This is a genomic window from Caballeronia sp. INML1 (assembly GCF_023631085.1).
Taxonomy (GTDB): domain Bacteria; phylum Pseudomonadota; class Gammaproteobacteria; order Burkholderiales; family Burkholderiaceae; genus Caballeronia; species Caballeronia turbans.
This window is the reverse complement of the sequence record NZ_JALQDT010000047.1, coordinates 17,577-38,761: the sequence shown is the minus strand read 5'-3', so window position 1 is coordinate 38,761 and position 21,185 is coordinate 17,577. Positions and strand designations below refer to the sequence as shown.

16 protein-coding genes and 2 pseudogenes are annotated in these 21,185 nt (G+C 61.1%); 12 read left to right on the top strand and 6 right to left on the bottom strand.

Annotation, left to right across the window (positions count from 1 at the left end):
* Nucleotides 1-566: 566 nt before the first annotated feature.
* The 4 genes and pseudogenes from NCR38_RS14390 to NCR38_RS14375 all read right to left on the bottom strand — a co-directional run bounded on the left by NCR38_RS14390 (nt 567) and on the right by NCR38_RS14375 (nt 4,094).
* Nucleotides 567-722: a hypothetical protein gene (locus NCR38_RS14390; protein ID WP_250477275.1), complete on the bottom strand. Its 156-nt coding sequence runs from the start codon at nt 720-722 to the stop codon at nt 567-569.
* 318 nt (nt 723-1,040) lie between these two features.
* Nucleotides 1,041-1,276, bottom strand: a pseudogene (locus tag NCR38_RS14385) (transposase); the annotation flags it as partial.
* Between the two features lie 267 nt (nt 1,277-1,543).
* Nucleotides 1,544-2,908 (bottom strand): hemolysin family protein, encoded by a 1,365-nt coding sequence (locus tag NCR38_RS14380; RefSeq protein WP_061121580.1) that lies wholly within the window; start codon nt 2,906-2,908, stop codon nt 1,544-1,546.
* Between the two features lie 61 nt (nt 2,909-2,969).
* Nucleotides 2,970-4,094 (bottom strand): sensor histidine kinase KdpD, encoded by a 1,125-nt coding sequence (locus tag NCR38_RS14375; protein WP_311394670.1) that lies wholly within the window; start codon nt 4,092-4,094, stop codon nt 2,970-2,972.
* A 586-nt stretch (nt 4,095-4,680) separates the two neighbouring features.
* Here NCR38_RS14375 and NCR38_RS14370 point away from each other — a divergent pair.
* From NCR38_RS14370 to NCR38_RS14315, 12 genes are all read left to right on the top strand, one after another.
* Nucleotides 4,681-5,745, top strand: a complete 1,065-nt coding sequence (locus NCR38_RS14370) for a glycosyltransferase family 2 protein (protein WP_061121581.1) — start codon at nt 4,681-4,683, stop codon at nt 5,743-5,745.
* 454 nt (nt 5,746-6,199) lie between these two features.
* Entirely contained in the window at nt 6,200-7,474 is a 1,275-nt protein-coding gene (locus NCR38_RS14365; RefSeq protein WP_061121582.1) for a flippase, read from the top strand.
* A gap of 300 nt (nt 7,475-7,774) precedes the next feature.
* Complete coding sequence (locus NCR38_RS14360) at nt 7,775-7,936, top strand: hypothetical protein (RefSeq protein WP_250477274.1); 162 nt, start codon at nt 7,775-7,777, stop codon at nt 7,934-7,936.
* Nucleotides 7,937-8,486: 550 nt separating this feature from the next.
* Complete coding sequence (locus NCR38_RS14355) at nt 8,487-9,644, top strand: glycosyltransferase (protein WP_086961616.1); 1,158 nt, start codon at nt 8,487-8,489, stop codon at nt 9,642-9,644.
* Between the two features lie 9 nt (nt 9,645-9,653).
* Nucleotides 9,654-10,733, top strand: coding sequence for a glycosyltransferase family 1 protein (locus NCR38_RS14350; protein WP_061121584.1), 1,080 nt, complete (start codon nt 9,654-9,656; stop codon nt 10,731-10,733).
* A 70-nt stretch (nt 10,734-10,803) separates the two neighbouring features.
* A complete protein-coding gene (locus tag NCR38_RS14345) occupies nt 10,804-11,937 on the top strand; it encodes a glycosyltransferase (protein WP_250477273.1) in 1,134 nt (377 codons plus the stop codon).
* 30 nt (nt 11,938-11,967) lie between these two features.
* Nucleotides 11,968-13,065, top strand: coding sequence for a glycosyl hydrolase (locus NCR38_RS14340; protein ID WP_061121586.1), 1,098 nt, complete (start codon nt 11,968-11,970; stop codon nt 13,063-13,065).
* A gap of 498 nt (nt 13,066-13,563) precedes the next feature.
* Nucleotides 13,564-15,915 carry a polysaccharide biosynthesis tyrosine autokinase gene (locus NCR38_RS14335; RefSeq protein ID WP_086961612.1) on the top strand — a complete coding sequence of 784 codons (2,352 nt, stop codon included), beginning with the start codon at nt 13,564-13,566 and terminating at the stop codon, nt 15,913-15,915.
* Nucleotides 15,916-16,209: 294 nt separating this feature from the next.
* The gene (locus NCR38_RS14330; RefSeq protein WP_143756445.1) at nt 16,210-16,470 is read left to right on the top strand and encodes a hypothetical protein; all 261 of its coding nucleotides are present in this window, start codon (nt 16,210-16,212) and stop codon (nt 16,468-16,470) included.
* Nucleotides 16,471-16,589: 119 nt separating this feature from the next.
* Entirely contained in the window at nt 16,590-18,005 is a 1,416-nt protein-coding gene (locus NCR38_RS14325) for a hypothetical protein (RefSeq protein WP_061121588.1), read from the top strand.
* A gap of 97 nt (nt 18,006-18,102) precedes the next feature.
* Nucleotides 18,103-18,444 (top strand): FKBP-type peptidyl-prolyl cis-trans isomerase, encoded by a 342-nt coding sequence (locus tag NCR38_RS14320; protein ID WP_035502329.1) that lies wholly within the window; start codon nt 18,103-18,105, stop codon nt 18,442-18,444.
* A gap of 11 nt (nt 18,445-18,455) precedes the next feature.
* A complete protein-coding gene (locus NCR38_RS14315; RefSeq protein ID WP_061121589.1) occupies nt 18,456-19,229 on the top strand; it encodes an AraC family transcriptional regulator in 774 nt (257 codons plus the stop codon).
* Here NCR38_RS14315 and NCR38_RS14310 read toward each other — a convergent pair.
* Nucleotides 19,226-19,422, bottom strand: a pseudogene (locus NCR38_RS14310) (PLP-dependent transferase); the annotation flags it as partial. The gene NCR38_RS14315 and the pseudogene NCR38_RS14310 sit on opposite strands and share 4 nt — an antisense overlap.
* Before the next feature lie 129 nt (nt 19,423-19,551).
* The gene (purF, locus tag NCR38_RS14305; RefSeq protein ID WP_061121591.1) at nt 19,552-21,099 is read right to left on the bottom strand and encodes an amidophosphoribosyltransferase; all 1,548 of its coding nucleotides are present in this window, start codon (nt 21,097-21,099) and stop codon (nt 19,552-19,554) included.
* Nucleotides 21,100-21,185: the final 86 nt, after the last annotated feature.

The following is a 21,185-nucleotide window of genomic DNA, read 5'->3' as shown; positions in this document are numbered from 1 at the left end:
CACTGCTGCCCGAGCGGATTGCTCACGCCGACAAGTTGTTCCTCCGTATCGTAGTGATAGCGCGTCACGCTGCCATCTGGATCGGTGCGGGTGTGCACGCGCAACGAAAAGTGGGCATATCGTTACGACGCGCTGGGCCGACGAATCGGTAAGGTAGCGCTGGACGGACCTGGCACCGAGCGGCCGAACAAAACGCGGACCTGCTTCCTCTGGGATAGCAACACGATGGCCGGCGAGATGCGTCAAGCACACTCGAAGAATGAGGGGCGCTTCTATGCTTACCATCTGAAGAGCTTCGTGCCGCTGACGATGCAAACCGTCGCGACGGACGAGGTAGTCGCTATATCTATGTCCCACTTCGCCGCAACATGTAGATCATAAGTTTCCATGGAAAATTTCCTATATTTGTCGCATAGGTGAACTTAACTTAGGCTCGTCAGTATAAGCATCAGAATATTGCCGACAGGCATTAATACGCGCGCTCACTGTGAGCCGCTCAAACGCCGGGGTCGTCCCGCAGGCGCGTTGACGTATGGCGCGAACTCGGTTCGCATGTTGTTACGGGTTCAATGCTTGGCGCTGTCGCCTAACTCGCCCGAAGCGTACGCGAGCGTCAACTCGATCTGCTGCGCCGTTAGCGCTTCGACGCGAATGTTCGCGCGCGGGTCAGCGCGGTCGATGCCGTGGTAAATGTGCTTCTCTCCCACTTGGCGATCGCTCATAAAGACGCCCCGGCGTGGCATTCGCGAACATTGCGCCCGTTCCGCTTAACTGTGCGATAGCGCGATCGCATCGCATCGAGGATCACGCTTTCGCCTAAGAGGCGTTAACAGAATGAATTTTGCAGGTGTCGCAGCATATGATGCAGCAAGCGATTTTCAAGAAGGCCTCGTGGATGAAAGCGAGGCGCTCGAATCGAATGCGAAGGCAGCGAAAGTGTCTTGCCTAGCCCGCTACCATGAGGCTGATCGCGCCGAGCGATTTCGGTTATGGTCGGCTGCGCGCAATCGCGCAAGCAGCACCTCATGCAACCGCTCCTAGACGCCGGCGGCCTGCCAGTCACGCAAACGACGCCGGCACCTCATGCCGCTGCCGCAGCCCATCTCGCGAGGCGGTAGGTCCCACCCAGACCCGTCTGTAAGACGAAGAGAATGCCCGTAAGCACCGCACCATTGTCGAGTGGCTTGCGCCCCGGATAACGAACTCGCCGTGGCTTCGGAGGAGGCAGCAACGGTTCGATGAGTGCCGAAAGGTCGTCGAGTATCAGCTTGGCCATATCCTTTTCGTCGTCGAAACAATGAAAAGGTAAACAGCATTCATTGAAGGTTAACAGCCCCTGCGTTCATTCTGTTAAGGGTTCTTAGGCAGCCCACGATCACCTGGCAAGCATGGCCAAACTACGCGTGACCGCGGGCGTATCGGGCTGCTTTCTTTGGTCACTTTCTTTGCAGCAGCAAAGAAAGTGACTGCCGCCCCGCACAGGGGCAACGCTTATAAACCAACACGAAAACGGGATCCGGCGAAAAACCGGAGCACAAAAAAGTCATTCCGCTTCTTCAAGCGCCTCTTCCCGCGGATAAACCCGCACCAACACAATCCTCGGTCCCTTCATCTTCTTGACAACGATATCGAACCGATCGAAAGAAACCCTCTGCCCTTCAGTAGGCAAATCGCCCAACGCATTGATGACGAGTCCACCAACCGACTCCGCCCGCCCTTCGTCGATATCAATGCCGAGCGCCCGCTCCAGCGAAACCACCGGCAAGCTGCCCTTGCCCATCAACGTGCCGTCGTCCATACGCGACCAGTCGGCATCGCCCTGACGAAACTCGTCGTGAATCTGCCCGACGAGCGCGCCAAGCAAGTTATCCAAGGTAATGAAGCCGATGGGCTTCGCGCCCTTGCGCCCGACGATCGCGAGATGCGGCGCGCCCTTGCGAAACCGTCGAAACAGTTCGAGCGCCGACAGATTCGGCGCGACATATTGCACGGGCCGCACATGCCGCGAAAGTTTGTCGATCTTTCCTGCAGCATCCTTCGAGAGGCTGAAGTTGAAACCGCGCGACCCGCCATCGCCCGCAAGCAACAGGTCCTTCAGATGGATCATGCCGATCACGCGCTCGCCCGACGCATCGGCGAAAAGCGGATAGCGCGAAAAACGATGCCGCGATACCACGGCGAGGTTGTCGCGCATCGGCAAGTCATTGCGCAGCCCGACGAGTTCATGCGCCGGACGCATCAGATCCGACACCGTCATGCGGCTGAAATCGAGCGAATGCGCAATGGTGTTCCACTCGTCCTCGTTGTACGAAGACGCACCGCCATGACGCCGTCCGCGCAGGATCAGCTTGAGTTCGTCGGTGGAGTAATGGGCATCGTGACCGTGTTCGCCCGACATGCCGAAGAGCCGCAGCACGAAGTTTGCGCTCGTGTTAAGCACCCAGATGAACGGGTACATCAGCCAGTAAAAGCCGTAAAGCGGCGTGGCGAGCCACAGGCCCACCTGCTCCGCGCGGCGTATGGCCCAGGACTTGGGCGCGAGTTCGCCGACGACGATATGCAGGAACGAAATGACCGTGAACGCGAAAAAGAGCGAGATGGTCTCGATGAGCTGTTCCGATTCGACGCCGACCAGCGCGAAGATCGGATGCAGGAGCGTCGCGAACGCGGGCTCGCCGATCCAGCCGAGTCCGAGCGATGCCAGCGTGATGCCGAGCTGGCATGCGGACAGATAAGCGTCGAGCTGCCCGTGCACCTTCGCGAGCAGACGGCCGGGAAGACCGTTGGTGCGCGCAATCGCCTTCACGCGCGTGGGCCGCAACTTGACGAGCCCGAACTCCGCCGCGACGAAGAAACCATTCAGCGCGACGAGCAACAATGCGCCGATCAGCGCGACAACCTGAGCCAAAGCAACTCTCTTCGAAAGTGGAAAGCGTCAGTATATGGGCGACAGCTGATCGAAAGTCAATTTACATCCCCGCGACGGGCACGCGTACCGATAACGTAACTTCGGCACCATCCGCGATGTCGCTGTGCTCGAACGCGCCGCCGTGCGCCTCCGACACGCGTTTGCACAGCGCGAGCCCCCACGCGATGCGCCCGCCCTCGCGCGGCTCCAGTGCCTGCCGGCGTGCGAACGCTTCGAGCACATGCGGCGACGCCGGATCGCCGAGCGCCTGTGCCGACGCGCTAAAGCGCACGTCCGTGCGCCACATGCTGCCCTCGATGTTGCTCGACACGCGCACGGTCGCACCGGACGGGCTCGCCTCGGCAGCGAATGCGAGCATGAGCCAGAGCGCTTGCAACAGACGCTCTGCATCGCCTTCCAGTTGTTCTTCTGCAAGGGGCGAGTCGATTTCGATCGTCACGCCGCGAGCGCGCGCCACGCTCGCACGCGCGAGCGCCGCGCTTTTTTCGAGCAGCGGACGCAGCGCGACGGGCGCGAGCGCAACCTGCAGCGCCTTGGTTTCGGCGCGCGTCGTATCGACCGACTGCTCGATCAGCTTCACCTGCTGCTCGACGCCTGAGCGAATGCCAGCGAGCGCGCGCTGCGCGGCGGAATCGTTGGGGTCGACCTTTCGCTCGAGCACGTAGCCCCAGCTATGGATCGCGTTGAGCGGCCCGCGCAGATCATGCGACACGACCGAGAGCACGTGATCGCGCATGAAGAGCGTCGCCTCGGCACGCAGATGCGCGATGCGCTCGGCGCCGCCATGCTCGTCGTCCGGCGCGCCCGCCTCCGAGGACACGATCAGCGTCACGCAATCCGCGCCCGGCAGCGCGATGATAGAAAAGGCGCACGGCGTGTCGTCCTCGCCGAACCTCACGTGCGCGCGGCGCGTCGCGTTGCCCGCGAGCGCGGCATCGGCCGCGGCTGCGAGCGCGGCGGTGAGCGGAGGCGGCAACGGACTGTCGGAAAGCAACCGGCCGCTCAGCGCGGAAGAATCGAGATCGAAGAGATGAGTGAATACGGCGTCGGCGGAGAGGCATCGCTGGGCGGCGTCGAGCACCAGCACGCCGTCGTTTCCTGCGACGGCCGCATCGAAAGCCTTGTCGCCTTCGGGCTCGACCGTACTGGAAAAAGACGTTGTCACGGTTATGGGTCCTTGCGTGTATCGGTGATGCGGTTGATGTCGCGAAAGCCGCATGCGTTGCTGCTGCGCTGCACGTATGGCCTGAAGAATACGGCCGGCGATGAAAACCTCAAGCCATTATATGTGAGCGTCCACGACGCATACGGCAGGAGCGCGCTGCGCCTTCCCGCGCGCCTGGTAGCAAGCCGCGTGCGCGGTCGTACCGGTCGCTCTTCGCTCGCGCTTCTTCGCCGACGAAAATATCGCATTGCTATTAATTCGATTCCTGGAGTTTCGTTAAAGACGCTGGCGATTGTTCTTTATCGGCGTGACGCCTCAACACGAATCGCAAGGTTCGGGCAATAAGCAATTTCAAAGGAAAGCGCGCGATCGATTTTATTTTTCTGTTGACAACGATTTTGGCGTCCGCGCCAGCAAGAATATCGCGTGGCTATCCGGTGCTTTTCATTTGGCTCACTGAACTGTCCCGGCTATGGCTCTCTAATGCACTGCAATCTGGAGGAACCCGCATTTGAAAACCGGCACGCATGATCCGACCTCGGCCACGGTGGCTTCAATTCGAAATCTGACCGGTGACACGAGCACAATGACACGCGTCCCCAGCAGCAATCCCAGAACATTGCTTTCGGTAATCATCCCTGCTTACAACGTCGAACATTTCATTGTCGCCTCGCTGCAATCCGCGCTCTCGCAGCCACGCTCCGACGAGATCGAACTCATTGTGATCGACGACGGCTCGACCGATAGCACGCTCGAACGCATTCTCGAGGTGCAACGCACCGAGCGCGGCCGCAATATCCGCGTGATCCATCAGGAAAACCGTGGCGTATCCGCCGCGCGCAACCGCGCGATCGCGGAAGCCACTTCGCCTTACATCGGCTTTCTCGATTCGGACGATGTCTGGTCAGCCGGTTTCACCATGAAGATCATGCCGCTTCTCGACGCGAACGCGGCCGACATCATCGAGTTCAACGTGGGCATCATCGATTCGAAAGGCAAGACGATCGACAAGGTCGAACTGATCGATCCCGCGACGGTCGGTCAACGTCCGTGCGATCTCGACGCGCTGCTCGACTTTGCACGCGTGTTTCAGGTGTTTCCGGTAGCGCGCGTCTACAGGCGCGCGCTCTGGGAAGGCATCGAGTTTCCGGCCGGCCGCGTCTATGAAGACGCCGCGGCAATTCCGCTCGTCTATACGCGCGCGAAATCGCTCTTCCGGCTCGCCGACGATCTTTACTTCTATCGCCGTCGCGCGGGCAGCATTACCGCCAGGGCGACGCCGTACACGGTGACGTCGCTCGCCACATGTGCCGAAGAGACGATGGAGCGTTGCAACGGCGGGCCGCTCGATGCCTTCTGGCTCGCGGTATTCCATAAGGTCTTCTCGTACGCATGTTTTCAGGCCGCACGCGTAGACGGGCATGCGTTCGCCGAAGCGATCAGGACGGTCGAGGCCACGGCCGCGCACTATCGTGTCTTCGCTGCGAATCGCACCGATGCACCGAAGGCGTTGCGCTTTCATGGAAAGATCGTCGCCGATCGCCGCTGGTTTCAGGCCAAGCGCATCGTCAAGCGCGCGCTCGGCCTCGAACCGCGTCCGCCCGAAAAAGCGTCGCGTGCGGCCTCGTCGGTCGAATCACGCGCGACATAAGGGAACGCCGTGACATCGGTCGGGCGTTCATGAGACGTCCATGCACTGTCCATGCGCACGCACGCACCACAATGTTGTCCTACCAGCACTTCGAACAGATTTCAATCGAACGAACGCACGCTGGAAGGATTCTTGCGTGTGCAAGCCCACTGATGAAAGCACTTTTCTCTTGTTAAATACCTTCTTTCATACGCTTGCGCCTTCTCCGGAAGTTATCGACGGTCCGGAACCGGCGCATTCCGTTCGACTTCAAGCGCCCCGAAGCCAGGCCAAGGCGTGGGTGCGCAGACCTCTTTGGCCCGCGTCGCATTGACGACTGGTCGCACGGGCGAAACTATCCGCTTCGGGCGCTGTCACGCAAAGGCTCACTCGAAACGGGTGAGCCTGCAGGGTTCACAGCCTTGCGTCATAGTCATAAAACACGCTGCGCTCCAGCCGGGGAAAAAACCGTTCAATGGCTTCATTCCGAAAGAACTTTACGATTCTAATGACGTTGCAGGTGTCCACCTACCTTGCACCGCTGCTGACGCTGCCCTGGCTCGCACGCGTCCTCGGTCCGGGCGAGTACGGACGCCTTTCATTCGGCCTGGCCTTCGTCGCGTACTTCATCTCCCTCACGAACTACAGCTTCTCTCTGACCGCCACGCCGAAGGTCTCGATCAATCGGGAAAGCCGCGAACTGCGCTCGAAGATATTCTGGGAAACCATCGTCACGCAGGCCGCACTCGCATTGGCAGGACTCGTCGTCGTGATCGCGCTGACGTCCTTCATACCTTTTCTGGAGGAAAATCGCGAGCTGCTGATCATCGGTTATGGCATGGCCATCGGGGCCATGCTGATTCCTACGTGGTACTTTCAGGGCATCGAAGATCTCGGCATGTTGAGCCTGTTCGTATTCATCGGACGTGCGCTCAGCATTCCCGCGATGTATCTCTTCGTACGCGAGCACGACGATATCTACAAGGCGATGGCCGTCAATGCCCTCGTGCCTTTGCTATCGGGCATCGCGATCTGCACGTACCTGTATTTTCGGCGGGAGCTCGACTTCGTGCGCGTGTCGTTCAGCACCATCCTCGTTCGTCTCAAGGACGGCTGGAGCGTGTTCATTGCGACCGCGATCGTCGATATCTATGCATCGAGCAACATCGTGCTGCTCACCTTCATCTCGGGCAATGTCGCGGCCGGCTACTTCGCCGCGGGTGACAAGCTCATCCGCGCGGCATTGAACATGCTCTCGCCGCTCAAGACCGCGGCTTATCCGCGAGTGAGCTTTCTCATGCATCATGCGAGAGAGGATGCCTTCGCTTTCCTGCGCAAGATGTTCGTCGTACAAGGGCTGATCGTGTCGCTGATATCCGTCTGCATCTTTTTTGGCGCGCCACTCGCAGTAAAGCTCTTGTATGGACCGAAGTTCTTGCCTACCGTAGAGGTGTTGCGCTGGATGGCGTTCGTGCCGTTGATGGCCGGCCTGTCGGATCTCTTCGGTGTTCAGACGATGCTTCCGCTCGGCATGAAGTCGCAGTTCAGCCGCGTGCTGATGGCGTGCGCCGTGTTGAACTTCGGCCTGCTCGCCGTGTTGGCGAAGCTCTTCGGCGAACAGGGTGCAGCGGCCACGGTGTTGATCGTCGAGACGCTCTCGGCGGCGGCGATGGCCTTCACGCTGCATCTGGGAGGCGTGTCGTTCCTCAAGCGCCCGATTAGCGAAGGGGCGGGTTCGGGAACCACGTGAACCGTATGCAGATATGCGCAGTGATGATTAATCTGATCGGCCAAGTTCTTATTCAACCATCGCACGCTCCGAAAATTGACGTGTTATAAACGGTAACAAGTGATTCGATTTCGTAACGCATTCTTTCAAGCGAACCGCTTTCATAAAGCGCTGTTTTGCACCCCGGGCGCGAATTAGACGCGTTCGATTGCGTATTACCCTAAAAGTTGCATTTAAGTATGTGAGTCAGCGAACCGACCCGATCAGTTCGAGCCGATATCTTATTGGTCCAAACAGTGTTTAAATAAGCGAGCCTGCCGAATGGAAACGGAAGAAACGACAGTCGAGCACGTGCAAAAATTGGCGCATCAGGCCGAGAACCTGCGTATGCAATCGGTCGCGGTCCCGCTCAAGGATCTGCAAATCCTTCTACAGATATGCGAAGCGGCGATTGCTCAGCAGAATGCTGCCGCAACGAAATGATGTTCACGAGCGGGTATCGTCAGTCCCGCCACGCTGACGTTGATACGTCCCGGGCATGGACCGAGGAAAGTGCCCAAGCCGGCCAGCAACATGTCCGGCTGTAAGAACTCGAAGCTTTATACCTACCGGCTTTACGTCGCACTGCAGTGAGGCTGCTTTATCGGCTGATCTGCGTTTTGGCGCGATGCAGAACAATCTTCGCAAAGACCGACATCGGGGCGCCCATCCGGCCAGATTGACTGGTCCGGGATTTTGCGGCAGGTAAATCGAGGCTTGTCATCAAGCTCGATGGGGTTCCTCGCATCCCTGTACGCCAGGAACGCAGAGTGCTACGCCGGATCCCGTGTGTATTTATCGCATGCGTATTACATCGCGATTAATACGCCGACACGCAAATCCCGGCCTTTCATGTTCCTTCGAGGTGGTCATGTACGTCCGCCTTGGATGCGTTCGCCCTAACCGAGTGTGTCGCGTCACTTTTCCATAACGATTAGACCATTCCTTCTCATTGCGTATTGCCGCGGGGCTCGGCGAGGCGCCAATTGAAGAGTTGAATATGAAAGAGATCGTCCATATCACCGAGGCCTTCGGCGGCGGCGTGCTGTCCATGCTGACCCAGCTTTCGAACCGCGCCGCCGCGGCCGGCGTCGGCGTAACGATCTTTCATTCGATCCGGCAGGAAACACCGAATAACTTCGCGAAGCTCTTTCATCCGGCGGTAAAGCTAACCTACGTCAGCATGTTCCGCGAAGTGAGCATGAAGAAAGACCTGAGCAGTTTATGGAACCTCGTTCGCAAGCTGAAGGAGTGCGATCCATCCGTAATCCATCTGCATTCGTCGAAGGCAGGCGTTCTGGGACGCGCCGCTGCACGCATTGCCGCGCCGCGTGCACGCGTGTTCTATTCGCCGCATGGTCTTGCGTTCCTTCGCCGCGACGTATCGCCCCTGAAGCAGTTTGCTTATCTGAGCTTCGAGCGCATTGCCGCGCGACTGGGCGGAACCATTGTCGCGTGTTCGGACAGCGAGCTCTCCGAGATCGAGACGAAGATGCATGCGCGGCGGGCGCGCGTGATCGAGAACGGCGTGAACGTGCAGGAGATTCCGCCGCGCGTCGAAAAGAGCGCCAACGGGATTCTTGTCGGCATGAGCGGCCGCGCGATGTTTCAAAAGAATCATGAAGCGTTCGTGAAGCTCGCGACGGAGCTGCACGACGCTTCCACCCGCTTCCTGTGGATCGGCGGCAATGAAGACGAGTTGCCGGCAGGCACACCAAAGGGCGCCGTGTCGTGCAGCGGCTGGGTGACGCGCGATCGCGCGCTCGAGCTCACGTCCGGGCTCGATATCTATGTGCAGACATCGAGATGGGAAGGCATGCCTATCGCGCTCATCGAGGCGCAGGTCGCGGGCATTCCCGCCGTGGTGACCGATGTAGTCGGCAACCGCGATGTCGTTCAGCATGGCGTGACGGGCTTCGTCGCATCGAGCGTCGACGAGATGGCGAAATACATCGCGCTGTTACGCGACGACCGGACACTGCGCGCTCGCATGGGCGCAGAGGCGAGAGCATCCGCCAGCAAGCGCTTTTCGATGGACGCGATCTTCCGTCAATGGCTCTCGATGTACGAGCTCGACGCCGTCAAGCACGCACGTGCGCCTGTCGACGCCGACGAGATCGCCTATGAAACCACCTCCGATTCACAGTTCTGACGCCCTGATATGGACACATCCATCGCCAGCAACAAACTCGTCTATAACGGCCGCTTCACGAGTCAGAAGACCACCGGCGTGCAGCGCGTCGCGCGTGAACTCGTCGCCGCGCTCGTGAAATTACCGCAAGGCTCGCATGTGACGCTCGCCGTGCCACCGCAAGGCGGGCTCGATCCCGTGCAAGGTGTGGAGACCGTGAAACTCGGCTTCGGCAAGGGCGTTTTCTGGGAGCAGGTCGTGCTGCCGCTCTTCGCCGGGCGCTCGCGTATCGTGAATCTCTCGAACTCGGGCTCCATCTTTCGCGCGAACCAGATCATCTACATGCACGATGCCGCGGTGTTCGATACGCCCGCGCACTTTTCGTGGAAGTTCCGCACCTGGTATCACGTGATGTTCTGGATTCTCGCGCGCACGTCGAGCTGCGTGCTGACCAATTCGAAGTTCTCGCGCGACAGGCTCGCGCATCATGTCGGCGTGCCTGCGGAGCGCATCGGGGTGGTGCCGCTCGCAGCCGATCATCTCGATCACATCACGCCGGATACATCCGTGATCGAAGAACTGAAGCTCACGAAGCGCCGTTACGTGCTCGCCGTGAGCAGCATGAATCCGACGAAGAACTTCAAGCGTCTCGTCGAAGCATTCACGCGCCTGAACGATCCTTCCATCGATCTCGTGATCGTGGGTATGAAGAATGCCGCGATTTTCGGCAAGGCGCACGATCTCTCGAGCGCGCCGAACATCAAGCAGGCTGGCTATGTCAGCGATGAAAAGCTGAGAGCGCTCTATCAGCGCGCCGCCTGCTTCCTCTATCCTTCTATCTACGAAGGCTTCGGCATTCCCCCGCTGGAAGCGATGCGCAACGGCTGCCCGACGCTCGTCGGGCGCGCGGCCGCCTTGCCGGAGACGTGCGGCGACGCATCGATCTATTGCGACCCGTACTCGGTCGAAGATATTTCAAACAAGCTGCGCGAGTTGCTTGCTTCGCCGGAATTGAGTGAAGACCTCAAACGTCGCGGCCTCGCGCACGCCGAGCGCTTTCGCTGGACGGAAAGCGCCCGCCTGCTGATGCAGTTCATCGACAAGCCGTGAGAGCGAAGGGGGAAAGCTGGTGAGGTTGGGAATTTATTGCGACTCGGGTATCAACGGCGGCCACGAAAAGATGCTCAAACGATTCATGCTCGCGCTCGTCGCGAGCACTCATGTCAAGACTTTGCATATCCTCGTGCCGACCGCGAACGAGCCGCTGTATCGCTATGTCAGCGATCTTGCGAACACGCATCCGAAAGTGAAGACCATCGGCCTTCCGCATACGGCCGAATCGATACGTGGCAATGTCTTCGCGCTGTGGCGCACGGTCCGCGCAACCGCGACGAAATTGCGTGCGCTGCGCCTGAACAAGCTGCTCATCGCGCAAGGCACGATCGCTTCCGGACTTGCGGGACTCTTCGCCGCGCGCCAAGCGCGCACCACGGCGGTCAGCTATCTACCGCTCGTCGACGAAGCGCCCGTGAACGCGGGCGGCCCCGGAAAGATCAAATGGCTCGTCAAGCGCGCGCTCTATCGCACGCCGAACGAATACGTCACTTTGAACGATCATTTGCGCGGCAAGCTGAAGGAACTCGCGCCCAATGCGCGCGCGATGATCCTCGAGAACTATGTCGACGATCGCTTCAGCCGCTCGGCGCTCACGAAAGAAGCCGCGCGCGCCGCGCTCGGCCTGCCCGACGACAGCACGACGATCATCGCGCATGTCGGCCGGCTCAACTTTCAGCAGAAACGTCAGGATTTCCTGATGCAGGCCATCGAACGCCATGCCGATGCATTCGCACGTACGCTCGTGCTGATCGTCGGAGAAGGACCGGATGCGGGGCGCCTGCAAGCCATGATCGACGCGAGCCCGGCGCTGTCCTCGTGCGTGCGCATGGTCGGGCCGCAGAAGGACGTGCTGCCGTGGATCGTCGCAAGCGATGCGCTCGTGCTGCCGTCCGCTTACGAAGGCGTGCCGCTCGTCATGATCGAAGCGGTGCTCGCGCAACGGCCCATCATCGTGTCGCGCGTGTCGGGGCTCGATTCATATCTGCCCGATGCGCTGCTTTTCCCCGCCGACGACCACGATGCATTCGTCGAGCGCATCTTCGCGGCGCGCGATCTTCCGCTCGCCGCGCTGGCGCAGGAATTCAGGCGTCGCTTTTCCCGTGAAGCATTCGACGCGCAGGCGCAAAGCGTTTTGCTGCACGAGGGCGACATGGGCGCTCAGGCTCCGTCGCAACGTTCCAACGTGCTGATCGAATGACAGTGCGCACTTCCCGAGGGTCGAACACCGATGCGAACTCTGCTGGCTGCCGTATCCCTCTTCGGTGCGCTTTGCTGCGCATCCGTGCTGATCTACGCGCGCAGCGGCACATCCGACGCGTATCACAGCGGTCGCTCGGCGAGCTCCACGGAGCACGCCGCGAGTGTCCCCGCACCGAAAATCGCCTGCGGCAACGGATCGAAAAGCGTGTTCTACGGCATCGCGGGACATCTGGAACATCGCGGCGTGTATCGCATGAGCGACTATGACTTGCAGATTTCACAGCTCCGCGATCTCGGCGTCACGATGTACGCGCAGGATGTATCGAGCGAAGAAAGTGCTCACAGGGTCGCGGATTTCGCACGCGCGGCGGCGAAGCAATGCATCGGCGTGCTCGCGCTCGTTACGCCCTTCGAGCCGGAAAAGCGCGCGAACGAGCAGGAAACCTTCGAGCGGGGCTATGCCCTCGGCAAGACGGCGGGCCGTCTCTTGAAGGGTCTCGTTACGTACTATCAGGTCGGTAACGAATACGACAACTGGACGATACTCGGCTCGGACCGCAGCGGCGAGCATCCGCAGGACTACGACAATGCGATGTTCATGAAGGCGCGCGGGTCGATTCTCGGCTTGATCAAGGGCATTCGTGAAACGAATCCGGACGCGAAGATCCTGCTGACATCGTTCAGCTGGCTGCACTACGGCTTTACCGACATGCTGTACGCAGGCACGCAACCCGACGGCACGCACGGTCATCCGATTCCACATTGGGACATCACCGCGTGGCACTGGTACTCGAACATGGGGTCGATCACGGCGGCGGGCGACAAGAAGGTCAACGTGCTCGAACGGCTGCGCGACAGCTACGGCAAGCCCATATGGATCACGGAGTACGGCGTGCGGCCGACCCATGCCGATCCGGCCGGCTATCTGATCGGCAAGGATGCATTGAAAGGCTTCGTGTCGCTTGCGAAGACGTACAACATACAGAACGTGACCTTGTACGAACTGTATGACGACCAGCGTTACGGCGGCGATGGCAACTACGGTGTGATTCACGACGACGGTAAAACGCGCAAGTCGCGCTTCAATACCGTGCGGGATTTCATCAAGGCCAACCCGATGCCGTGAACGCGCAACTTTTTGGTGCTACAGACAAAGCATGAGCAAAACCGGCGATTATCGCGCGAAATGGCGGTCCCGCAGGAGGCGTCCAGGCAATTACTGCGCATTTAACGTTCGCTACTTAACAGACGCGCGCAGTTTGCAGCCCGAAGATACGCTTGACGCTTTATTTTCCGGACTTACCGTTTCGTTTGACAGCAAGCGATTCGTAACGGGATTCGCGAATTTCATCCGCCGAATCTCGAGGCGCGACGCCGAGGCACGGAGTGTGCTTCTGTCAGATGTCGCACTCCGACGAGCCCACGTGCTTCGTCATGCGTACTCGAAGCAACATACGCTTCGCCCGCTTTTTTCAGAGCCTCTCGCGTCTTTAGTCTGGAAGTTCCGACGGCCACGCGCCGGATCAATAACACGTAAGACGTATCGCGGACATGCCGCGCGGGCTTTCTGTTTTTTCTCAGCCCGGGAAACAACGGTCAACTTATCGAACTGAGGACGGCGCCTTTGAACACCCTCTATGTGAACTCCGGATCTTCGCGCCCCGGCAAGGACGACGGTGAATTCACCGCGAGCGACATGCTCAAGCTCCTGCGCGATCACCTTGGCATCCTCTTCCTGTTCATCGGGATCACGGCCGCGCTCGCGACCGCGTATGCGTTTCTTGCCAGGCCCATCTATTCTTCGGACGTGGTCGTGCGCGTGGATCCACCCGATCCGAACGCGCTCGGCATCGCGCCGCAGAACCAGATGCAGATGCAGCAGTCTCAGCCGACGGTCAACCAGCTCGCGCCCGCGGAAATCTCCGTGATGCAAAGCCGCTCGGTGCTCGAACCCGTCGTCAAGCAGTTCCATTTCGACATCAAGGTCAAGCCCAGCACGTTCCCCGTGCTCGGTCAGATCGCGGATCTGTTTGCGAAGAAGGGACATCTTTCTCCCGCATGGTTCGGCCTCGATGCATACGGCTGGGGCGGTGAGTCGCTGCAGATCGGGCGCCTCGACGTGCCGCCCTCGCTCGAAGACCAGAAGCTCGATTTAGTTCTGCTCGACAACAACCAGTACGAGTTGCGCGACCCCGACGGCGCGATGCTCCTGCGCGGCACGATTGGCCGTCCGGCATCGGCAAACGGCGTGTCGATTCTCGTCAACGGCGCGCTCGGCCATCCGGGCGTGCACTTCGACGTGACGCGCCTCAATACGCTCGACGCCATCGCGCTCATGAAGAAGTCGATGAAGGTGGCCGAGTCCGCGAAAGACACGGGCGTCGTGCAGATCACCTTCAACGCCGACGATCCCGCTCTGACCGCCGATGTCGCGAACGCGCTCGGCCAGGCATATCTGACCGCCGCTGTTCAGGCTCGCCAGGCGAACGACACGAAGACACTCGAATTCATCCGCGGAGAATTGCCGCGCCTCGAAGCCGATCTGCGGCGCGCCGAAGGCAACCTCAGTTCGTTCCGCTCGAAATCGCAGTCGGTGCAGCCGCTCAACGAAGCGCAGGCGTATCTGCAAGGCAGCATCGTGTCGTTGCAACAACTGGCGAACCTGAAGATACAGCGCACGCAGGCGTTGCAGCGCTTTCAACCTAACAGCCCGCAGGTGGTCAACCTCAATCAGCAGATCGCCGAACTCGAGGCGTCGAACAAGCAGATTCAGCAGCGCTTCGACAGCATGCCCGCTTCCGAGCGCCAGAACGCGACCCTCACGCGTGACGCACGCGTGGCCGAGACCATTTACATGGGCATGGTGAACAAGGCGCAAGAACTATCCGTGCGCCGCGCGAGCACGAGCGGCGGTGCGCATATCGTCGATAACGCGCTGCGTCCGTACCGGCCGGTGAAGCCGAACAAGCCGCTCGTGATCGCGGCGGGCACGGCCCTCGGCTTCTTCATGGGCACGTTCTTCATCTTCCTGCGCCGCCACGCGATGATCGGCGTGACCGATCCGATGTTCGTCGAGCGCCGTCTGTCTGTGCCGGTATTGGGGGAAGTGTTGTACAGCCGGCAGCAGGCGATGCTGGATCACGAGATCGCCGTGTCGCCGGTCGAGCATGCGCCGCTCACCTACTCCGGGACGCAGAACGGCGGTCCGCCGAAGGCTCTGCCTTATGTTCATCTGCCGGAACACGATGCGTTCGCGATGCCGCACGTGGCCGATACGGATCGCGATGCCCGCGTGCTTGCTACGCGCTTCCCGCACGATCCGGCTGTCGAGGCGCTGCGCGCGGTGCGCACGGAGTTGTACCGCGACCTCGCCAACGCGCCGAACAACATCGTGATGCTGACGGGTCCGATTCCGTCGGCGGGCAAGAGCTTCGTCGCGGCGAATCTGTCGGTGCTGCTCGCGGAAATCGGTCTGCGCGTGCTCCTCATCGACGGCGATATGCGGCGCGGCCATATCGCTTCGTTCTTCAAGCAGTCGAATCCGGGCGGCCTCTCGGAAGTGCTCAAGGGCGAACTGGCGCTCGGCGACGCGATCCGCTATGTCGGCGTGCCGGGGCTGTCGTTCATGTCGTGCGGCGGTTATCCGGAGAATCCTTCCGAGCTGTTGATGATGCCGGGCTTTCGCAACATGCTTGCGCGCATGAGCGAACAGTTCGACCTCGTGATCCTCGATACGCCGCCCTTCCTCGTCGTCACCGATGCGGCGATCGTCGCGAGCGATGCAGGTTCGACGGTGCTCGTGCTGCGTTCGGGCATTCAGAGCGAGGAAGAAATCGAGGAAACCGTGAAGAAGGTGCAGCGTTCGGGCGGCAGGCTCGTCGGCTCGGTCTTCAACGCGATTCCGCGACGCCCGAGCAATCGCCGCAGTTATGGATATGCGGCGGCATATACGAGCACGTTCAGGTCGGCGCACTGACAGCGCGCGCATAATGAAGCGCAGCGATTGAAGGCATCGCGCCGCGTGCCCGTCACGCGGCGCTTTACGTTGTATTGCTGGTGTGGGGCGTGATGCGTCCATCCGCTGCGGGAATCGTCCGCGCGACCGGACGTGGAACGACTTCGAGCGCTCGCGGCATTGCGCGCAACGCGCTCATTGCAGGCGAAGCGTGGCGACGATCAGACGGAATGTTCATACGTCTTCGCGGGCCACGATGGATCGCAAGATGGCGATGCACTCGCGTCGTCAACGGGGTCGATGAGAGAGACGCATATGAGCGGACCTTTTTCGTTCGGGAAGCGGCTCGTGCAATGCCCGCGCTGCCGCAGGCAGGTGGCTGTGGGCCTGAACGTGTGTCCGCATTGCGACTTTCATCGAGTGCGCAAAACGGTACCCATACCGGCGCCCGCGCCCGCTCCGGCGCCGCGCCTCGTCGTCGAGCAGGCACCGCTCGCAGAGGCGCCACGCATGCCGTCGCGTTCGATGCTCGTGATCCTGCTCGCCATGCTGGCGACGTTTCGCCGCCGAGCCTGAGCGGATAGGCCGCGATGATCGAGCCGGCAAGCGTATTGATTGCCTTGATTCACGCCTTATTCGGCACCGACCTGATAACGACTGACAGTCCGCTTTGAAGCGGGCCCATCCAACCTTCGATGATGAAAGAAAAAGCGGCGCTGACCGACCTCTACTACCGAATCTGGGCCTTCGCGATGCCGGTGACGTCGTTCCTCGTCATGCCTTCGATTCAGGGCACGACGATCGGCTATCTGATGTGCTTCCTCTCCGTGCCGCTCGTGCTGCTCTTCGGCGGGCGCGCGCGCAAGAGCTGGATGCATTTCCTGGGCGCGGCGGTCGTCGTGTGGCTGCTGATGCTCTGCACGTCGCAGCTCGCTGACGTGATGGCCCCGTTCGATCCCGACTTCAGCAAGATCGTGCTCGTCGACGACACCGATCCCTTCACGTTCATCATGCGCAAGAGCATGTTCACGCAGTCCCTCTATGTGGCGGCGGTCGTGCTCTATGCGGCTTACGTGTACCACTACTACAAGCCGACGTGGGACCAGTGGCTGCTCGCCGCCGTCACGCTGTTCGCGCTGTACGGCATATTCGAAGTGGCCTATTACATCGCCACCGGCCAGCCGGGCGACTTCATCTCGAACCGCGCATTCGGCGATCAGTTCGGCAAGGGCATCGTGCGCTCCGACGGCACGGTGAACGGCAGCTCGTTCCAGCAGATCAACATCAAAGGCATTCCGATCCAGCGCCTTAAAGCGCTCACCGGCGAGCCGTCGATGTACGCGATGTCCATCTTCCCGTTCTGGGTCTACTTCAACGCGACCTCGCGCGTGCGCTGGCCCGTATGGGTCATCGGCCTGTCGCTTTTGATGACCACCTCGTCGACGGTGCTGATCGGCTATGCCGTGTATTCGATCATCCGCGTGCGCAAGCTCGGCATCAATCCGGTCAAGGCGCTGATCGGGCTCTTCGTGCTGTGCGTGATCGCCTATCTGCTGCAGGATTACATCGCGGATCTCTTCAAGCAGATGGTCACGGACAAGCTCGAACAGAAAACCGAATCGGGCTCGGACCGCTCGCTGCTGTTCCTCCAGTCGATGCGCCTGTGGGTCGATGCGTCGCCGCTCAATCAGATCTTCGGCATCGGCTTCGGCTATATCCGCTCGACCGATCTGTTCTCGACGCTGCTCGTCAATACGGGTGTCGTCGGCACGGTCTTCATCAGCACGCTGATGCTTTATCCGGCGTTCAGGCTCGACTGGGATCCCCGTGGCATGGCGCTGCGTCAGTGCTGCGCGGCGACCTGGACGATGATGATGGTCTCCGTGCCCGAGTTCGCCTATCTCGCGCCCTGGACGCTGGTCGCGATGGCGTACGTGCGCGTGCGCGCGCTCAAGCTCGCGAGGCAGCACGACGGCGACAGGGCTGCCGCGGCCGCGAGGCAGGAGGCGCAGGATGGCGCGTCGATCGGCACCGCGATCGGCAGGCACGTGAGACCGGACATCGCCACGCGCATCGGCTCGCGCTTCGGCCCGCGTGGCCGCCATCTCTGAGGCCTGCGCGCCGCGCCCCGCTCCTGGCGACGTTCTACAATGTCGGTTTCGACCACCGGCCATCCATCGTCGATGGCCGGGCAACCAGGGAGCAACCATGTCGATTGTCACGACCGATTCCGGTCTCAAATACGAAGACGTCACCGTTGGCGAAGGCGCTGAAGCCGTCGCAGGCAAGACGGTCAGCGTGCACTACACGGGCTGGCTCACGGACGGCCAGAAATTCGATTCGAGCAAGGACCGCAACGACCCGTTCGCCTTCGTGCTGGGCGGCGGCATGGTCATCAAGGGCTGGGACGAAGGCGTGCAGGGCATGAAGGTCGGCGGCGTGCGCCGTCTCACGATCCCGCCGCAACTCGGCTACGGCGCGCGCGGCGCAGGCGGCGTGATCCCGCCGAACGCCACGCTCGTGTTCGAAGTGGAATTGCTGGACGTCTGAGCGACAACGGCATGAGCGCGCCGCTTCATCGTCCCGCCGTGTCGCTGCGCCGCTATGAGGCTGCGCAAGCGTCGGACGTGCACGACTTTCATCAGATCGTGCTCGGTCTCGACGGGTCGATGGAGATGGCCGTCGATGGCAACGGCGCACGCATCGATTGCAGCGGCGCCTGGATCATCCCGGCAGGCGCGCGCCACGACTACTGGGCCGACGGCGATAATCGCCAGCTCGTGATCGATCTGCCGGCCACGTCTGTCGCGGTGCCCGAGCGATACTTCGAGCGGGCGCGCGCGGTCGCGATCGACTCGCGCGTCACGCAGGCAGTCGCCGAGGTCGCCCGTCGTGCGAGCGGCGATACGCCTTTCTCCGATCGTTTCGCATGGCAGGCGGCCGCGCATCTATGCGGCGCGCTGATGCACGACACCGACGATTCCATCGACATGATGCGCGGGCTCGACTTCGCGCGCATCGACCGATGGTTGCGTCTGCATCTATCCGAGCCGCTGCGCATCGCCGATCTCGCCGTGCATTGCGGCTTCGGCATGCGCCGCTTTCATCAGCTCTTCAATGAGGCGTTCGGCGAGACGCCGCATCGCTATCTGCATCGGCTGCGGCTCGACACGGCGCTCACGCTGCTCGCCGACCCGCGCCCGACGCTCACCGATATCGCACTCGATGTCGGCTTCGCCGATCAAAGCGCCTTCACGCACGCGTTCTCGAAACGCTTCGGCATTTCGCCGGGGCAATGGCGCAATGGCGGCTTCAAGTCGCCGCGCGACGCCTAACCCAGACCGCGCGCCAGATCGGCGCGTATAGCCGCAGGATCTTCGAGACTACCGCAAGACGAATCAGGCCTTCGCGTATGCCGGCGGCTTCGCGCAGCTCGGATGTGAGGCGCCCCTGCGTCGTCGTCGAGAGATGCGTGATCGTCGTGCGCGTGTCGCCGAGATTGCCGGTGATCGAGCACAGTCTGGTACCGGCGCGCACGGCGAGCGTGTCGAAGCCGAGGTTGTCGTCCATGTTTTTCTCCCCTGTTTTCAGGCTCCAAACGCAAAAAGCCCGCTTGGTCCTTGCAGACGAAGCGGGCTCTCATGAAGCGCTGAAGACTTACTCGACCGATAGTTGCAGATGCAACTGTGAGCGCGTCATGCCGCCCTCTTGCGCTTCGCTCGCCGCGTCGCGGTCCGATTGCGACTGCGGCGCGAGGCGCGCGGTTTCGATGCGATCGAGATAATCGGTCGTCACATCGCCGGTGATGTAGTTGCCGTCGAAGCACGATGCTTCGAATTCCTTCAGCGCCGGGTTGATGTCGCGGATCGCACTCTTCAGGTCTTCCACGTCCTGGTAGACGAGATAGTCCGCGCCGATCATGCGCGCCACTTCCTCATCGCTGCGGCCGTGCGCGACGAGTTCGCCGCGCGTCGGCATGTCGATGCCGTACACGTTCGGGAACTTCACCGGCGGCGCAGCGGACGCGAAGATCACCTTGTTCGCGCCGGCGTCGCGCGCCATCTGCACGATTTCATGCGAGGTCGTGCCGCGCACGATGGAATCGTCGACGATCAGCACGTTCTTGCCCTTGAACTCGATGCCCATCGCGTTCAGCTTCTGGCGCACCGACTTCTTGCGCACAGCCTGACCCGGCATGATGAAGGTGCGGCCCACGTAGCGGTTCTTGAAGAAGCCCTCGCGATACTCGACGCCGAGCTTCGCGGCCACCTGCATCGCGGCGGGGCGCGACGAATCCGGAATCGGCATCACGACGTCAATCGGCACATCGGGCAGCACGCGCTTGATCTTCTCGGCGAGATAATCGCCCATGCGCAGACGCGCGTTGTAGACCGGCACGCCATCGAGGCACGAGTCCGGACGCGCGAGATACACGAGCTCGAAGATGCAGGGGTTGAGTTCGGGCTTTTCGGCGCATTGATGGTTGTGCAGATTGCCTTCTGCGTCGATGAAGATCGCTTCGCCCGGCTCGACATCGCGCACGAACTCGAAGCCGATGCCTTCGATCGCCACCGACTCCGACGCGACCATCCACTCGACGCCCGTCGCCGTCTCCAGCTTGCCGAGCACGAGCGGGCGGATGCCGAACGGATCGCGGAACGCCACGAGCCCATAGCCCGCGATCAGCGACACGATTGCATACGACCCCTTCACGCGACGATGCACGCCCGCGACGGCCTTCCACAGTGCGGCGGCGTCGAGCTGGAGCCCCGAACTCGCCAGTTGCAGTTCGTGCGCGAACACGTTGAGAAGCACTTCGGTGTCGGACGCGGTGTTGATGTGCCGGCGATCGATCCGGAACATCTCGTCCTTCAGCTGCATCCAGTTCGTGAGGTTGCCGTTATGCGCGAGGATGATGCCGAACGGCGCGTTCACGTAGAACGGCTGTGCTTCTTCCTCGCTCGATGCCGAACCGGCGGTCGGATAACGCACCTGGCCGATGCCGACATTGCCCGGCAAGCTGCGCATGTTGCGCGTGCGGAACACGTCGCGCACCATGCCGTTGGCCTTATGCATGTGGAAGTTGTTGCCGTTCGCCGTGGCGATGCCCGCCGCATCCTGCCCGCGATGCTGGAGCAGGAGCAGGCTGTCATAGATCAGCTGATTGACGGGGGTCTGGGAAACTACACCTACGATGCCGCACATGGCATGGTCCTTCAAAGAGTCGAAACGGGTAGACAAGGCGTTGCCCGGATCTCATCGACGCTTCTCTCATTATTTGGCCGTATCGA

Excerpts from the sequence above, each read along its gene's own strand:
- NCR38_RS14370 (WP_061121581.1), top strand. The coding sequence starts at position 4,681 with ATGACACGCGTCCCCAGCAGCAATCCCAGAACATTGCTTTCGGTAATC.
- NCR38_RS14365 (WP_061121582.1), top strand. The coding sequence starts at position 6,200 with ATGGCTTCATTCCGAAAGAACTTTACGATTCTAATGACGTTGCAGGTG.
- NCR38_RS14325 (WP_061121588.1), top strand. The coding sequence starts at position 16,590 with ATGATGAAAGAAAAAGCGGCGCTGACCGACCTCTACTACCGAATCTGG.
- NCR38_RS14345 (WP_250477273.1), top strand. The coding sequence starts at position 10,804 with ATGCTCAAACGATTCATGCTCGCGCTCGTCGCGAGCACTCATGTCAAG.
- NCR38_RS14360 (WP_250477274.1), top strand. The coding sequence starts at position 7,775 with ATGGAAACGGAAGAAACGACAGTCGAGCACGTGCAAAAATTGGCGCAT.
- NCR38_RS14390 (WP_250477275.1), bottom strand. The coding sequence starts at position 722 with ATGAGCGATCGCCAAGTGGGAGAGAAGCACATTTACCACGGCATCGAC.
- NCR38_RS14320 (WP_035502329.1), top strand. The coding sequence starts at position 18,103 with ATGTCGATTGTCACGACCGATTCCGGTCTCAAATACGAAGACGTCACC.
- NCR38_RS14330 (WP_143756445.1), top strand. The coding sequence starts at position 16,210 with ATGAGCGGACCTTTTTCGTTCGGGAAGCGGCTCGTGCAATGCCCGCGC.
- NCR38_RS14340 (WP_061121586.1), top strand. The coding sequence starts at position 11,968 with ATGCGAACTCTGCTGGCTGCCGTATCCCTCTTCGGTGCGCTTTGCTGC.
- NCR38_RS14315 (WP_061121589.1), top strand. The coding sequence starts at position 18,456 with ATGAGCGCGCCGCTTCATCGTCCCGCCGTGTCGCTGCGCCGCTATGAG.
- NCR38_RS14350 (WP_061121584.1), top strand. The coding sequence starts at position 9,654 with ATGGACACATCCATCGCCAGCAACAAACTCGTCTATAACGGCCGCTTC.
- purF (WP_061121591.1), bottom strand. The coding sequence starts at position 21,099 with ATGTGCGGCATCGTAGGTGTAGTTTCCCAGACCCCCGTCAATCAGCTG.